The 14,911-nt window shown below is 58.9% G+C and carries 11 protein-coding genes and 2 pseudogenes; 6 read left to right on the forward strand and 7 right to left on the reverse strand.

The annotated features are described in order from the left end of the window. Positions 1-95 precede the first annotated feature (95 nt). A complete protein-coding gene (locus tag NCR98_RS16060) occupies positions 96-317 on the reverse strand; it encodes a hypothetical protein (protein ID WP_250526648.1) in 222 nt (73 codons plus the stop codon). 619 nt (positions 318-936) lie between these two features. On the opposite strand from NCR98_RS16060, the gene NCR98_RS16065 reads away from it, so the two are divergent. After that, on the forward strand, positions 937-3,081 hold the full coding sequence (locus NCR98_RS16065) for a serine/threonine protein kinase (protein ID WP_250526649.1): 2,145 nt from the start codon (positions 937-939) through the stop codon (positions 3,079-3,081). Between the two features lie 51 nt (positions 3,082-3,132). Here the strand turns inward: NCR98_RS16065 and phaP are convergent, their stop codons facing one another. From phaP to NCR98_RS16090, 5 genes are all read right to left on the reverse strand, one after another. Beyond that, positions 3,133-3,555, reverse strand: a complete 423-nt coding sequence (gene phaP, locus NCR98_RS16070; RefSeq protein ID WP_244828337.1) for a phasin family protein — start codon at positions 3,553-3,555, stop codon at positions 3,133-3,135. Positions 3,556-4,028: 473 nt separating this feature from the next. After that, the gene (locus tag NCR98_RS16075; protein ID WP_250526650.1) at positions 4,029-4,415 is read right to left on the reverse strand and encodes a DUF3564 family protein; all 387 of its coding nucleotides are present in this window, start codon (positions 4,413-4,415) and stop codon (positions 4,029-4,031) included. 726 nt (positions 4,416-5,141) lie between these two features. Beyond that, a complete protein-coding gene (locus tag NCR98_RS16080) occupies positions 5,142-6,476 on the reverse strand; it encodes an ATP-binding protein (RefSeq protein WP_250493298.1) in 1,335 nt (444 codons plus the stop codon). Then, positions 6,473-7,186, reverse strand: coding sequence for a response regulator (locus NCR98_RS16085; RefSeq protein WP_250526651.1), 714 nt, complete (start codon positions 7,184-7,186; stop codon positions 6,473-6,475). Before NCR98_RS16085 ends, NCR98_RS16080 begins: the two co-directional genes overlap by 4 nt. Positions 7,187-7,198: 12 nt before the next feature. After that, complete coding sequence (locus NCR98_RS16090; protein WP_244828329.1) at positions 7,199-7,504, reverse strand: EF-hand domain-containing protein; 306 nt, start codon at positions 7,502-7,504, stop codon at positions 7,199-7,201. A gap of 239 nt (positions 7,505-7,743) precedes the next feature. Between NCR98_RS16090 and NCR98_RS16095 the strand changes: the two genes are divergently transcribed. The 4 genes and pseudogenes from NCR98_RS16095 to NCR98_RS33495 form a co-directional block, all read left to right on the forward strand. Continuing rightward, complete coding sequence (locus NCR98_RS16095; RefSeq protein ID WP_250526652.1) at positions 7,744-8,073, forward strand: hypothetical protein; 330 nt, start codon at positions 7,744-7,746, stop codon at positions 8,071-8,073. A gap of 534 nt (positions 8,074-8,607) precedes the next feature. Beyond that, positions 8,608-8,922: pseudogene (locus tag NCR98_RS16100) on the forward strand (DUF3303 domain-containing protein); the annotation flags it as partial. 50 nt (positions 8,923-8,972) lie between these two features. Continuing rightward, positions 8,973-9,809 (forward strand): 3-oxoadipate:acetyl-CoA acetyltransferase, encoded by an 837-nt coding sequence (locus NCR98_RS16105; RefSeq protein ID WP_244828326.1) that lies wholly within the window; start codon positions 8,973-8,975, stop codon positions 9,807-9,809. Between the two features lie 633 nt (positions 9,810-10,442). Next, positions 10,443-11,015: pseudogene (locus NCR98_RS33495) on the forward strand (ESPR domain-containing protein); the annotation flags it as partial. Between the two features lie 53 nt (positions 11,016-11,068). On the opposite strand, the gene NCR98_RS16110 reads toward NCR98_RS33495, so the two are convergent. After that, positions 11,069-11,488, reverse strand: coding sequence for a hypothetical protein (locus tag NCR98_RS16110; protein WP_250526654.1), 420 nt, complete (start codon positions 11,486-11,488; stop codon positions 11,069-11,071). Between NCR98_RS16110 and NCR98_RS33675 the strand changes: the two genes are divergently transcribed. Beyond that, complete coding sequence (locus NCR98_RS33675; protein ID WP_502799757.1) at positions 11,409-14,834, forward strand: YadA family autotransporter adhesin; 3,426 nt, start codon at positions 11,409-11,411, stop codon at positions 14,832-14,834. The two genes, NCR98_RS16110 and NCR98_RS33675, sit on opposite strands and share 80 nt — an antisense overlap. Positions 14,835-14,911: the final 77 nt, after the last annotated feature.

Consider the following 14,911-nt stretch of genomic DNA (forward strand, 5'->3'; position numbering starts at 1 on the left):
CGTGCCTCGCGTTGCTGCTTGCTTCGATGCATAAGCAGCACGCTAATCGTTCACCCCGCGAACATCGACGGACGTAAGCGCCGTGTCCTCAAACGCTACTTCTTCGACACGATCTTGGTCGTGAATGGCCCAGGCTTTTCAGCGGGCACATCGTTCACCGGCACGCCTGGATAATCGACCACGCGATTCGCCTTCGCTTTTGGCCTGATACGAAAGAGCGGACGGGCACCGTTGCGTGCACCGCCCGTGATCGCGGTCATTGCCTGACGGTCCAACTCGATGCTGTCCGCGAGATCCTTGATTTTGACGATGGCCATGACTGTGTCCTCCAAAAAAGTGAGAAAGCCTAAAGCCGCGCCGATCCCGGTCAGATGCGGCGCGTCGACTTACCTTGCATGCAGCATGCACATTCGACGAACGCAGAACGCGTTCAGTATATGCATTTCGTCTGACGCTGCCACGCAAGACTACTCGTGCCGCCGCGACCGTTTCATTCTGACCGGATGTGCCAAGCGGCAAGACGGCGGAGGGGTGAAACCCTTGGCCGTTTGTATGATGCATGCGTGATTCACTGAATGCACCATGCCTGATCGAGAGTGCAACGTCGTACCCTTTCCGGTCATGTCATGCATCAGGTATGCCAGTCGAACGCCTTGGCATGAACGAATCGACGGACCCCATGTGTGACGTGCTTTACGCAGCGACGAGCCGCTTGGCCAACCGCGCGCAATAAGACGCAAAAGCCTGTACCTGACTTAACCGAACCAACACCCGAACCAAACATGTCGGTATCCGAACGACATGTGCGCGATGCCGCGCATCATCGAAAACGCCATTTGCGTAAGGCGCATGCGGAGGCTAGTATCAAGCGATTACTGGGTATTTGTTACGACAAGTGAATTGTCGGTCGATTTGGAGCCGCGTCGCGTCGCACAGATGACAAGCTTTGCGCAGGCGATTCGTACATATCGGGGCGACGGCGGGTCGCGCGACGAGTTCTTTGCCGGGGTCGATGGCGCGCTCGCCATCGAACGAACTCCGGCCAAACGGCTCATGGAGATCCTCGACGAGGAGCACGCGGCTCGGCCTCTGCCACCCGATATCTACGTTGCCATTCGACGCCGCATCGAACATGTGGCGCTCGCTCATCCCGAAACAGAGTTCGGCACCGGCTTCGCGCCCGGCCGCGACGAGACACGCATGCAGACCACGCCGGGTTTCCCGGCGCCTTTGCCGCCGCGCGCATCGGGCGACGCGAGCGCATCGACGTCCGGCCACGCCACGCAGGTGCTCACGGAAGTCGTTCAGGTCAAGGGTGTCGGCGACACGCTGAACAATCGCTTCGTGCTGGAGGAATGTCTCGGCATCGGCGGGATGGGAACGGTCTACAAAGCGCTCGACTTGCGCAAGCTGGAAGCGTCGGATCGACGGCCGTACGTGGCGATCAAGGTTCTCAATCTTCAATTTCGCGGCAACCCGAAATCGCTGATCGCACTGCAGCGCGAGGCGCGCAAGGCGCAGCAACTCGCGCATCGCAACATCGTGACCGTGTACGATTTCGATCGCGATGGCTCGATCGTCTATCTGACGATGGAATATCTTTCCGGCCAGCCGCTTTCAAGAATGCTTCGGAACCCGAATTTCAAGGGTCTGCCGTTTGCCGAAATGTTTCCGATCTTCAAGGGCATGGCGAACGCGCTCGCATACGCGCACGAGCGAGGCTTCGTCCATTGCGATTTCAAGCCGCCGAACGTTTTTCTCACCGATACGGCGGAAGTGAAGGTGATCGACTTTGGCATTTCGCGTGCAATCACGCGCCCCGAGGACGAAAGCGAGGCCACGGTCTTCGATCCCGGCAGCCTGGGCGCGCTCACGCCTGCCTATGCAAGTCCGGAGATGCTCGAGCATCGCGAGCCCGATCCGCGTGACGATATCTACGCGCTTGGCTGTATAGCGTACGAATTGCTGGCGGGGAAGCATCCGTTCGAGCGCGTTCCCGCGCTGCAGGCAAAGAGCGCCAACATGAAGCCGCAGCGGCCCGAGAATCTGGGCAACAAGCAGTGGAAGGCGCTCAAGGGCGCGCTGGCGTTCGAACGCGAGGCGCGAACGCCGAGCGTCACGCAGTTCCTGGATGAGCTTAGCGAACCGCCTGCCGCTGCGCCCGCAAGCAATAAACCGAAGCGCGAAGTCGGCCCCAGTATTGCGATCGGAGCCGTAGCAGTTGCGGCGATCATTGCTGCGGGCGCGAGCTATTACTTCTTCGAGCGGTCAAAAAACAGCGAACAAGCGCCACCCTCGAACGCGAGCGCAAGTCCGGTCGAACCAGTAAGACCGTCGAGCGCCGAACCCCAAGCGAGCGCGTCGGTGGTCGCGATAACGCCTGCCGTTCCCGTCGCCGCCGCACCGCAGCTTACGATGGCCGCGGTCACGCCGGTGCTGGCGAGCGCGCCGTGTTCGGCGCTCGTGGCATCGGTTCACGATCAGACGGTCGATGTGCAGGGTTTCATATCGGAGAAATACGGGCTCGCGCGTTTGAAGGACACGCTTGGACGCGTGCCCGGCGTGAAGACCACCAACTTCGGCGTGCAGCAAGTCGTCGACGACAAATGCGATCTGCTCAAAGTCTTCGCGCCTTACTGGACGGCGAACCGGCAGTTGGGACATCCGGCATCGGTCCATACGCGGTCGAACCAGTTGCGCCTGACCGAAGGCGATCCGCTGATCGTCGATCTGATGACGCCCGCGTTCGAGTCCTACGTCACAGTCGATTACTTCATGCTCGACGGCAGCGTGGTGCATTTGCTGCCGACCGAAAGATCCCGCGACAACCAGGCGCCTGCAAACTACGCGGCCACACTCGGCTCGATGGGCGATTGGGTCGTCGGCAAGCCGTTCGGCTCGGAGATGATCGTATTGACCGTGACGCCCGCGCCGCTCTTCGATGACATCCGCCCGGACAGCGAAGCGAAGAGCGAATATCTGCGCGCACTCGACAAGCGTCTTACGGCGCTCACCGGCAAATACGGACGCGATAAAGTCGTCGTGGACATGTTCCAGATCACGACGCAGGCGAAGAAGTGAGCGTCGCCACGTAAGCGACGGCTCACCGGACCGTTGGCTGATCTCGCGCGATCAAGCTTGTGGTTTGTTGACCGACGCCTTCAGTTCCTGCAACGCATCCTCCATGCGCTTCGTGACGAGCGCATACGCTTCGGCCTGCGTCTGCTGCGTGGTGCGGGCGATGTCCTGCATATCGGCGAGCGCATTGTGCAATGCCCGTTGCACGACTTCGTTGGCGTTGAACGGCGGTTTCGCGGCCGACGATGCCATTTGCTTGGCGATATCCTCCAGATCGCCCAGCGTGCGCCGCAAGATTTCAAGTTGCTTGTCGCGCAAGGCCTCGATGCCGCCGAACGCAACGCGATTGGTGGCCGCGAGCGCCTCGACGTCTTTGCGTCGCGATTCCATGATCGCGGTGACATCGAAACCGGGAAGCTGATACTGCTGAAACATGGCGGCAAACTGGCTGAACGGATCGCTGAATTTCTGATTCATCTTGCCTCCCAGGTCGTTCGGTGGAGCGCGTTCTCATGCATGGAGCCATTCGATCGCGCGGCAACGTGCGCCGTGTGCCACGTCTTCTCGACGCGCGGCCCGGCCCCTGATACTACCAATTTAACCGTGCTAAATGGGGCAAGGGAAAACACCAGAGCGATTGCATTCAATCGACCAACTGTCGGGATGCTTAATGCAAATCAAGGCGCGTCGCGTCGCAGCGAGCACGCAATAGAGCGACAGTTGACAGGCCGCGCGACTGGCGGCCAGGATCGGAGGCGAGGGGGCGTTACGACGGTCCGCGTGGTCTTCGTTTCGTTGGCCGGCGCGGCACGGGCATGGTGTTCGACCGCCGCGCAGTTTCCAATTACCGCGCGATAGCGATTGCGCTTTTGCACGACAATCTTCGTCAGGCCGCTCATGCCGCTACCGAACGGCGACCCATTATCTTCGAGATGTCGTGCCTGCCCGCTTCAGAGCGCGGTCCAGTTGACCTCCTCGCCAGCGAATACGCCGTGCTCCGCCTTGATCTGCGCGCGGTCGATACATTGCACATGCCAGCGTCCCTCGCTCTGTGCGCCGGATTGATCGGTATACCAGAGCGCGCGTCCGGCGAGCCCTTCGGGCGGACCGCCCGGTACGTCGAAATCGAGTTGTTCGAGCACGCAGATCGGTTGCGGCGCATCCTGCCCGCAGATCACGGTGTCGCCCGCGCCTTTGGTTAGATCGCCCCAATCAGGCACGTCCATCGATTGGTGACCTTCGCGTGACCAGCGGCTGGATTCTCTGTCGAGCCACAAAATGGCGTAGGCGGCCGATTGCGCGCCTTCGAATCCATCCAGCTTGACGGTGATACGCATGACTTCCTCCATTACATCGATTTGGCGGACGGGACGCTCGAGCGCTTATTCGCGCTGGCCATGAGCGTCTTCGATTTGAACGGTGGCGTCGCGCGCCACGCTGTAATACGTGTCTTTGCTATTTTTGTATTCGGTACGCACTTAAACACTCGCGGGTTTAGGCGCAATGTCTGGTTCGAGCGCGATACTGGCGATCGGTTCGATAAGCCGAAAGAAATCGCAAATCGGTCGGTGCTGTGATGGCTCCACGCCATGAGTGCTGCGGCGCACAACAACGCGATCAACTTAAAGCAAGTGCGATGCCGACCTCAGCTCCTGCACAATGGTGAAGCTCAGTACGCCAATCTGACGCTTCGGAGGCATGGCGGTAATTTTGCGTTGTCGATGAATGCACTACCTCGTCAGCCCGCGCCCCAACAGCATGCCTGCGTGCCCCACACCGGACCTACACGCCGAACACGCTCATTGCACTGCAGCAACTCAGATTCGCTATGGGTATGCGGTCGACGATATGCGCGGTCCATCTATTCAGATTGATAGCGTCTTCAAGTTGGAGCGTCGATGGCAACCGGGTGACGATTTTTGATTCAAGGGATGTGGGCGCGAGCCATAGGCACCCGCAGGCAGTTTGATATTTCGTCCTGCTGCGCGACCGTTTCATCTTACGAGAACAGTATGGGCTCACCGGAGAACGAATGCAAAATACTGTTAAGCCGCGCATGAATTTTAAATACCAAGCGGCAAGACAATGCACGCCTCAGCGCCACCACCATGGCGTGCCCGCAAAACTAGCGTTCCGCCGTGCTGCCGAGCGATGCGCTCTACGATCGCCAGACCCAATCCCGTGCCTTTTGGCTGCGCCTCGCCGCCGCCGCGCTTGAACGGCTGTTTGAGCGCTTCCGGGTCCTGACCGCCAAGCCCCTTGCCGCGATCCGCGATCACAATGCATGCAGCATGCAATCGCGTATCGGTCCAGCTACGCACTTCGAGTCCGACGACGCCATAGAGTATGGCGTTCTGCATCAGATTCATCAGTACGCGCATCATGCCGATGGGACGGAAGGCGAACGGCTCTATGGGCCCGAGCGTAAGCGCGAACTCGTGGCCAAGGCCCGCAAAATCCGCTGCCAGATTCGAGATCAATGCGTTTATGTCTCCCACGACCGGCGCTTCCTTGGCACCGCTCCCTGCATAGTCCATGAACTGCTGGAGGATGCTGTCGATCCGATCCAGATAACCTTCCGCCGATGCCGTGAAGTGAGCGTCCGCCGCACTCGCCGAGGACATCGCCATCGCAAGGCGCAGCTTCGTCATCGGGGTGCGGATGTCATGCGAAATACCAGCGAGCATCAGTGCTCGCGTGGCGTCCGCTTCGCTCAGGGCAGCGCTCATTTGGTTGAACGCGCGACTAACCTGGGCAATCTCGGTGGGGCCGTCTATCGGCAAGACGCCGGGTTCATCGCCGGCAGAGAGGCGCCGCGCGGCATCGGCGAGGTGTTCGAGCGGGCGGTTCAAATGCCGCTGGATCAAATACGCGGTCGCGATTGCAAGCGCCCCAAGGCCGAGCGATAGCAGCAGGGCCGTGGCGAGGCCGTCGTCGTGCGCGGCTTCCGGCACGGGCAGGGCGACCCAGCGTGGCTCGCCGGACAGATGCGCACGTATCCAGAGGCGCTGCTGGCCATCCGCCGCCGTCGCGCCGCTTTCCCAGCGCACTAGCATGTCTGGCGGCAGATGCGCTCGCAAACTATCGATGAAAGTCTGACGCTGATACGTGCGATAGAAGCGCAAGCGCGACTCTTCGGGCGTCTCGCGCGCGTCCTCGGGCAGGGCGGCGCGCACTTCGAGATGAGCGGCGATGGAGTTCGATGCTTGCGGCGGGCTTGCTTTCAGAAGGGTATCGAGCGTCTCGATGTAGGCCGCGAATGTGGTCGCCGCCCGTTCGATGCGCGGCGTCTGAATGAAATGGAGCAGCACGGCGAGCGCGCATACCTGACTCACCGCCACCAGCGCCACGAGCAAAAGAATATTGCGTGCAAAAAGGGACCGCGGCGCGAGGCTCACGTTTCCACGTCCGCAAGCAACATATAGCCGACGCCCCATACCGTCTTGATGAAACGCGGCTTGCCCGGATCTTCCTCGATGAGCTGGCGAAGACGCAGCACCTGGACATCGATGCTGCGATCGAGTGCATCGTGATCGCGTCCGCGCGTGCGGGCGATGAGGTTGTCACGACTCACGGCGCGGTTCGGTGACGATCCAAGTGCATGCAATAACTGCATCTGCGCGGAATGCATTTCGAATGCATTACCGCTGCGCGTAATCTGCTGCTTGCCGAGATCGAGCCGAAACTCGCCGAAACGCAGTACTTGCGAGGTGAGCGTGGGATCGCCCGCTGCAATCTTCTGACGGCGCAGCAGCGCTCGCACGCGCGCCACCAGTTCCTGCGGCAGGAAGGGCTTGGCGAGATAGTCGTCGGCGCCTGTCTCCAGGCCGACGACCTTGTCCACCGGATCGCCCTTGGCCGTCAGCATGAGAATGTGCAGCGTGTGTCCTTCGGTGCGCAGACGCCGGCATACCGACAATCCGTCTTCCGGCTCCATCATCCAGTCGAGCACGAGCAGGTCGTATGGTTCGCGTTGCAGATAGCGGTCGAGCCGCTTGCCGTTTTCCACGACCCGCACCTCGAAGCCTTGCGATGTGAGGAAACGTTGCAGCATGTTGCGCAGTTCGGCTTCGTCGTCGAGCACGATGATTTTCGGAAGTGCTTCCATCGGCGATCTCCGTTAGCGTTGCGCGGCATGCTGATGCATAAAGGCTTCGATCTGCGGCAGCGTCACGTAGCCGGCTTTTTGCGTGTCGATTTCGTCGAAATGTCGAGCCACCATCGGCATGCTGGACGATGCTTGCGCGCGCGTGAGCTTGCCGTCGTGCGTGGTGTTGGCGCTTGCGAAGCGCGTCTGCAGACCGTGCATGACCTGCTCGATATGCGGACTTGCGCCCATTGGCTGCGTGGCGGTTTGTGCGAAGACCGCCGTGGCGATTGTGAAGCCGAGAATGCCGGCCACGCACGCTCGTGGAATCTTTTGCATGTCGGTTCTCCGTGAATTCGATGCAGCCAGACAGTGACGACATTTTATTGAGCCGCGTAGCGAAGGCAATCTCGGGGAAACGACGAATCATGTCGCCATGTGTCATGCATCGTCCGGCAAGTCTTTCTCGACATCCAGTGAAACATGTTTGCGCTCACGTTTTTCGCGGTCCTTCGATATCGTTCTGCTGGCCGGCATTGCTGGTCGCCGCCTTCCTCTCAAGACTCAAGGACATCGCCATGAAAGTTCGTCTGCTCAGTATCTCCGCTCTTGCCGCCCTTGCCCTCACTTGCGCAGGGAGCGCATGGGCGGGAACTTCAGTCGTCGTTTCGTATGCTGGGCCCGCGGTGATTTACGCGCCACCGCCGCGCCCGGTTTATTACTACGCGCCTCCGCCTGCTCCGACTTATTACGTGCCAGGGCATGCGGTGGTTGTGACGCCCGTCGCGGTGCCGCCGCCGCGTACGGTCGTAGTGGCGGCGCCCGCGCCGACCTATGTCGTGACGCCGGCCGCGCGCGCGATCTATGCGCCGCCGGTTTATCGCCCGCCTGTCGTCATCGTTCGATAGGCGCATTGGATTTTGAATGCCAATGGGCGGTTGCACTTCGTCTGTGCCAAGTGCTTTGGTGGCGTTTGGTTCCCTTGAGCCGCTCGTGCGCCGCGTCAATTTGCATTCTGCATTTGGTCGATTGAATGCAGCATACGCATTGAACCGACCGTTTGAAGGTCACGGGCAAATTCACTGCGCGCGGTTATGCACCGGCACTGATTAGCCGCACTAGGCGTTTTTTGCAGTCTCGCACTGTGTGACACACAATTCGCAAATTGCAAGCGAGAGCGCCAAATGCGATTTTGCATGCCATATGCGGCGTCGCGGCATACAAAAGGCCAACGTCACTTCTACAGCTAGCAAATGCCGCCTTCTATACTGTATGTAAGCGTCAGGGCGTCTACTGGCGGAGGCAGCTATCGGATTTTTTTGCCGTTGTCTTGGCATTCTCGAGGTCGGGGCGAATACGCGACCTATTGTGAACTGACGGCATTTTGCGGGAAACAAATGACCTCGAAGGAGCGCTTACTATGAACACGCGGTTCGCCGCCGCAAGGCGTGCGATTGCCGGGGCGCTGGCACGCAGTTGGCTCGGTAAGGGGTGTCGCCATCTGCGAATGCGACAGTTACCAATCGATCAGGCAAAAAACGCAAGACCGGGCCCACCTGTTTCGCGCGATTGATGGCCGGCGATTACCGACTGGTGTTTCGGCAAGCCGCTCGCAGGCCCAGAAGCGACAATCGCTCCACTGTCGGAGTCAGAAAAAGCACGAACGTGAGATCGATTGGGTCCATAAGAATAAGGGTTTGCGCGGCTTGCAACGGTTCGTACGATCCAGCAACATATTAAACGTACTAGTTAGTTAAAATTAACCGAACCGCCGGCGACTAGATCGGCGCCTCACAGGAGCACGAACGTGACGCAATCGCCTACAACTGATCCTTGCATCATCTCGGTCGCCATCACGGGCTCGGTACCGAAGAAAAAAGATAATCCCGCTGTGCCAACCACGATTCCCGAGCAGATCGAAAGCACGCACGAAGCCTATGAAGCCGGTGCGACGCTGGTTCATCTGCACGTACGCGATGAAGACGAGAAATCGAGTTCGGATCGTCACCGCTTCGAAGAATTGCAGGACGGCATCCGCAAACACTGTCCGGACATCATCATTCAGTTTTCGACAGGTGGACGCGGCCGATCTTTCGAGCAGCGTGGGGCGATGCTCGATCTGAAACCCGACATGGCTTCGTTGGCGACGGGTTCGGTGAATTTCCCGACCATCGTGTACGAAAATCCGCCAGACTTCGTGCGTTCGCTCGCGCAAACCATGCTCGACCACGATGTAAAGCCCGAGATCGAGATCTTCGATCTGGCGATGCTCTACAGCACTTATGACCTCGTCAACCAAGGTTTGCTCAAGTCGCCGGTTCACGTGCAGTTCGTCCTTGGTGTAAAGAATGCATTACCGGCGCGTCGCGAGATCCTCCAGTTCGAAGTAGAGCAGTTGGGCAAACTCTTGCCCGAGGCGACATGGACGGCTGCAGGAATCGGCCGGCATCAACTCGAAGTGAATCACTGGACGCTGGAACTCGGCGGCCACTGCCGCACGGGTCTGGAGGACAACGTGCGTTGGGACAAAGACACGCTCGCCAAGAGCAATGCGCAACTGGTGAGCCGCGTGGCGTCGCTGTGCGCGGAGTATGGCCGGCCGGTGGCGAGCGCAAAGGAGGCGCGGCAGTTGTTGTCTCTTTGAAGTTTCAATTGCTTGAAAAGGCGCGTCGACGAGAAATCGCGACGCGCTTTTTTTTGTCTTGCTTATTCATCGCAAGTTGATAGCCGATGTTGTCGCTTATGTTTGACGCATGCGCATGCAGCATCGGTTACCGCGTGTCTTCGCATACTGGTAACGCTTTCCAATACGCACAACTTCTGTTTAATTTCCTGCTGACTCATCTTATAACTGCCTAATGGCAATTGAATGACCATATCGCCTGCTAAATCTTCTTCGTATTTATACATCGCTGAATTTCGGCAAATACATCTTTCAGCACGTTCAGATATTCGATGCATTTTTAAGACTTTCTGAATGGAAAAAACGCTTCGATAAGACAAAAATCCAAGCGTGGATAGAGACTTCTTGCCGCGCGATTGAGGAATGTCAGAGGCTCCATGTCCTGGTGACACTCTGACATGCGTGATTAGGTTTTGGAAACCTAAATAATCGAAGCTCTGACGATTATTGCTTCTTCATGTTTATCCGATGGCCCCGAGCCAAGCGGTCTATGTCGCGTTTGGTCAAGCGCCGTGTTGCTCATTACGAGCACATCAGTCCGTGTCGGAAATCACGAAGAAAAAGAATTTCAACTTGAACTCGAAGAAGGTTTTGATGAATAAGACGTATCGCGTGGTTTGGAGTCAGGCATCGGAAAGCTGGGTTGCCGCAGCGGAAAATGCGCGGACCAAAAGCAAGCGTGGCCGAACAAACGCAGCAGTGTTGGCGGTGTTCGCACTCGCTGCGGGCAGCGCGCAGGCGGGAAGTGGGTATTCCGTCGGTGTGTTATCGGACGGATATACTCCGGCCAGTTGCCTGAGTGACCAGGGCGCAGGGAACGTCGTGCAAACGTCTTCTGTGGCTTGTGATGGCACCAATCATCCTGGAGCGGGTCTGGTTGCCTATTCAGCAAGCGGGGGAATGGGCGCTTACGCCGTCGCTGTCGATTCCAATACACTTGTAATGGGAGCCGGGGGCGGGACCCTCATGACGATGACTCCCGGCAATATCTCGGTCACTGCATCGACCTTCTCGATCAGTACCGGTACCACGTTCGACATGGGCAACAACAAAATTCAGAACATGGCGCCGGGGGGACTGACAGCAGGAAGTCATGATGGCGTGACCGGTGCTCAGTTATATCTGGCTCTTTCGACGACCGCGTCTAGTTTGGGCGGCGGCGCGTCCGTGAGTGGCGCAAGTATCTCTCCCCCGTCTTATTCAGTAGCCGGAACGACCTATCATGACGTAGGTGGGGCAATCAACGGGCTGAACACGCAGGTCGGCTCTTTATCGACGACAATCAGTTCGGTGTCGACAACGGTTGCTTCCCTTTCCACCACCGTAGATTCGGTTTCCACTGGTCTCAATTCGTTATCCACAACGGTTTCAACGACGGCCACTTCCTTGTCAACGAGCGTGGACTCGTTATCGACGTCGACTTCAAGTACTTTGAACTCGCTGTCTACCTCTTCATCGACGGCGGTGACTTCACTGTCCACGACCGTCGATTCAGTATCGACGAGCGTGACTTCCCTGTCCACGGGTGTCGACTCGCTCTCGACCTCGGTTTCCACGGGGATGAACTCGCTGTCGACCGGGTTGACCTCGGTGTCGACTACCGTCGACTCACTGTCGACAAACGTCGGTTCGCTGTCCACCGGTCTCAATACGTTGTCAAGTTCGACATCGACTGCCGTAGGGTCGCTGTCGACGGGTCTCGCGAACTCGGTTCAGTACGACAACGCAAGCCATGACTCCGTCACGCTGGGCGGTATCGCCGCGCCTTCCGAAGTGAAGCTGACCAACGTCGCCAAAGGCGATGTAACAAACTCAAGCACGGACGCCATCAACGGTAGTCAGTTGTATTCGCTTTCGACGTCTGCTTCAACGGGCCTCGACTCGCTCTCGACCTCGGCTTCGTCGAGCGTAGCCTCCTTGTCGACCTCCGTTTCGACCACGACCACCTCGTTATCGACAAGTATCGATTCCTTGTCGACGTCGGCTTCGACCACTGTAGGCTCGCTGTCCACCTCGGCCTCGACCGCGGTAACCTCACTGTCTACAACTGTCGATTCAGTGTCGACGAGCGTGAACTCGCTGTCTACGGGCGTCGACTCTCTTTCGACTTCGGTTTCCACGGGCGTGACCTCGCTGTCAACCGGGTTGACTGCAGTGTCGAGCACGGTCAACTCGCTGTCGACTAACGTCGGCTCGCTCTCCACGAGTGTGGACACGCTGTCCATCTCGACTTCGACCGCTGTCGGATCGCTGTCGACGGGTCTCGCGAACTCGGTTCAATACGACAACGCAAGCCATGACTCGGTCACGCTGGGTGGTGTCGGCGCTTCGGAAGTGAAGCTGACCAACGTAGCCAAGGGCGATGTAACAGAGTCGAGCACGGACGCCATCAACGGCAGCCAACTGTACTCGCTTTCGACGTCGGCTTCGACCGGCCTTAACTCGCTTTCGACCTCCGCTTCGACGAGCGTCGCTTCGCTTTCGACGAGCATCGATTCCGTGTCGACAAGTGTTGGATCATTGTCCACAACTGTCGATTCTGTGTCGACTGGCGTCAATTCGCTGTCCACGAGCTTCGACACGCTTTCGGCTTCAGTATCGACGACCACGGGCTCCATCTCGACCAGCGTCGAATCGCTTTCGGCTTCCACTTCGACCTCTGTCAATTCGCTGTCTACCAGCGTCGATACGCTGTCGACATCCACTTCGACCGCAGTCAACTCGCTTTCAACGGCAACCGCGACCAGCGTTAGTTCCCTGTCGACGAGCGTCGATTCGCTTTCGACGTCGGCCTCGACGAGCGTTGCTTCAGTGTCCACGAGCGTCGGCTCGCTTTCGACCTCGGTGGATTCGATTTCGACGAGCGTAAGCACACTGTCCACAGCTGTCGATTCAGTGTCGACGAGTGTCAGCACGCTGTCCACGTCCGTGAATTCGCTTTCGACGTCGACATCGACGAGCGTTGCCTCGCTCTCGACGGGCGTGGACACGCTCTCGACCTCCACCTCTACGGCAGTCGCCTCGCTCTCCACCGGTGTCGATACGCTTGCCACTTCGATGTCCACGACGGTCGGGTCGCTTTCAACAGGTATCGACACACTGTCGGGATCGACGTCGACATCGGTGGCGTCGCTTTCCACCGGTCTCGCGAACGCCGTCCAGTATGACAACGCGGCCCACGACTCGGTCACGTTCGGCAACGCCGGCACCCCCGTGAGGCTTCACAACGTAGAGGACGGCGTTGTAGCAGCAGACAGCAAGGACGCGGTCAACGGTGGTCAGCTGTACAACTTGTCGTCATCAGTGTCGACGGGCATGACCTCGCTTTCGACCAACATCGACGGCATTTCGACCAGCGTCACGTCGCTGTCGACGAGCGTCGATTCAATCTCGACGGGCATGACCTCGCTCTCGACCGGCGTCGCCAACTCGGTTCAATACGACGACGCTAACCACACATCGGTTCGCTTGGGCGACACCGGCGCCGCCCCGGTCAAGCTGACGAACGTTGCCGATGGCGAAGTGGCTGCGGGCAGCAATGAAGCGGTGAACGGCGGGCAGTTGTTTACGCTCTCGACATCGGTGTCGACGAGCATGACGTCGCTTTCGACCGGCATTGCCAACGCGGTCCAATATGACGACGGCGACCACAAGACGGTCACGCTGGGCAATGTGGGTACGCCGGTCAAAATCAAGAACGTGGACGCAGGTGAAGTGAGCGCGGACAGCCTTGAAGCGGTGAATGGCAGCCAACTCTACAAAACTGCATCGAGCACGGCCGACGCCCTCGGCGGCGGTTCGACCGTAAATCAGGACGGCACCATCACTAAGCCGACGTACACGTTCCAGGACGGTAATACCTTCAACAACGTCGGCGACGCCCTTACCAATCTCGACGGCCGCGTCACGCAGAACACGACCGACATCTCGACGATCAACGAGACGCTCAACAATATCAACACGGGCGGCGGCATCAAGTACTTCCACGCCAATTCGGTGCTGGAGGACTCCCAGGCCACGGGCGCGGAATCAGTGGCGATCGGCGGCAATGCTCAGGCTATCGCGAACAACTCGGTGGCGCTCGGCTCGAACTCGCTGGCGGATCGTGCAAACACCGTGTCGGTCGGATCGAAGGGCGCGGAACGTCAGATCACCAACGTGGCAGCCGGTACGCAGGATACCGATGCCGTCAACGTCTCGCAGTTGAAGGGCGCCGGTCTCATTAATGGAGACGGCACGACCAATACTTCCGTGACCTATGACCACAACGCGGACGGGTCGACCAACTACTCGAGCATCACGCTTGGCAATAACGTCGCAGGCGGCACGACAATCCACAATGTTGCTGCCGGCGTTGCGAGCGACGACGCGGTCAACGTCGACCAGATGAATGCCGCAATCGATCGCGTGACGAACATCGCCATGAGCGGTGGCAACCCAATGTTCGCCGCGCAAGGCGATGTCAACACTGAAGTCGCTAGCGCGACAGGCGTGCATTCCGTTGCCATGGGCGCGAATGCCAGCGCTACTGCGGACAATTCCGTCGCGCTCGGGGCTAACTCAGTGGCGGATCGAGTCAATACGGTTTCGGTCGGGTCTGCGGGTAACGAACGTCAGATCACGAACGTCGCGGCGGGCACGCAGAGTACCGATGCGGTCAATGTGAGTCAGTTGAATCTCGCTTCCACACAGGCGCAGAACTATACCGACTCGCGTATCGCGGGCGTGCAAGGCCAGATCAACAACATGGCGAAAGCGGCTTATGGCGGTATCGCGGCCGCGATGGCTTCAGCCGGACTGCCGCAGCCTACCGCTCCGGGCAAGACCATGGTCGCGTTGGCCGGCGCACGTTACGCCGGGGCCTCCGGCGCGGCACTCGGCATCTCTCATGTTACGCAAGACGAGAGTTGGGTAATCAAGGCTTCCGGCAATACAAGCAGTTCCGGAAATGTCGGCTTCACCATCGGAGCGGGGCATCAGTGGTAATGCCCAGTGCGTGAAGTGAAGTGAAGTGAAGTGAAGTGAAGTGAAGTGAAGAAGGCCGACGCAGCATGGCGTGCGTC

It is taken from the genome of Caballeronia sp. GAWG2-1, from assembly GCF_023631405.1.
Classification (GTDB): Bacteria; Pseudomonadota; Gammaproteobacteria; order Burkholderiales; family Burkholderiaceae; genus Caballeronia.

Bases quoted from the DNA above. Each gene is read 5' to 3' on its own strand.
- NCR98_RS16060 (WP_250526648.1), bottom strand. From the start codon at position 317: ATGGCCATCGTCAAAATCAAGGATCTCGCGGACAGCATCGAGTTGGAC.
- NCR98_RS16065 (WP_250526649.1), top strand. From the start codon at position 937: ATGACAAGCTTTGCGCAGGCGATTCGTACATATCGGGGCGACGGCGGG.
- phaP (WP_244828337.1), bottom strand. From the start codon at position 3,555: ATGAATCAGAAATTCAGCGATCCGTTCAGCCAGTTTGCCGCCATGTTT.
- NCR98_RS16075 (WP_250526650.1), bottom strand. From the start codon at position 4,415: ATGCGTATCACCGTCAAGCTGGATGGATTCGAAGGCGCGCAATCGGCC.
- NCR98_RS16085 (WP_250526651.1), bottom strand. From the start codon at position 7,186: ATGGAAGCACTTCCGAAAATCATCGTGCTCGACGACGAAGCCGAACTG.
- NCR98_RS16090 (WP_244828329.1), bottom strand. From the start codon at position 7,504: ATGCAAAAGATTCCACGAGCGTGCGTGGCCGGCATTCTCGGCTTCACA.
- NCR98_RS16095 (WP_250526652.1), top strand. From the start codon at position 7,744: ATGAAAGTTCGTCTGCTCAGTATCTCCGCTCTTGCCGCCCTTGCCCTC.
- NCR98_RS33675 (WP_502799757.1), top strand. From the start codon at position 11,409: ATGAACTCGCTGTCGACCGGGTTGACCTCGGTGTCGACTACCGTCGAC.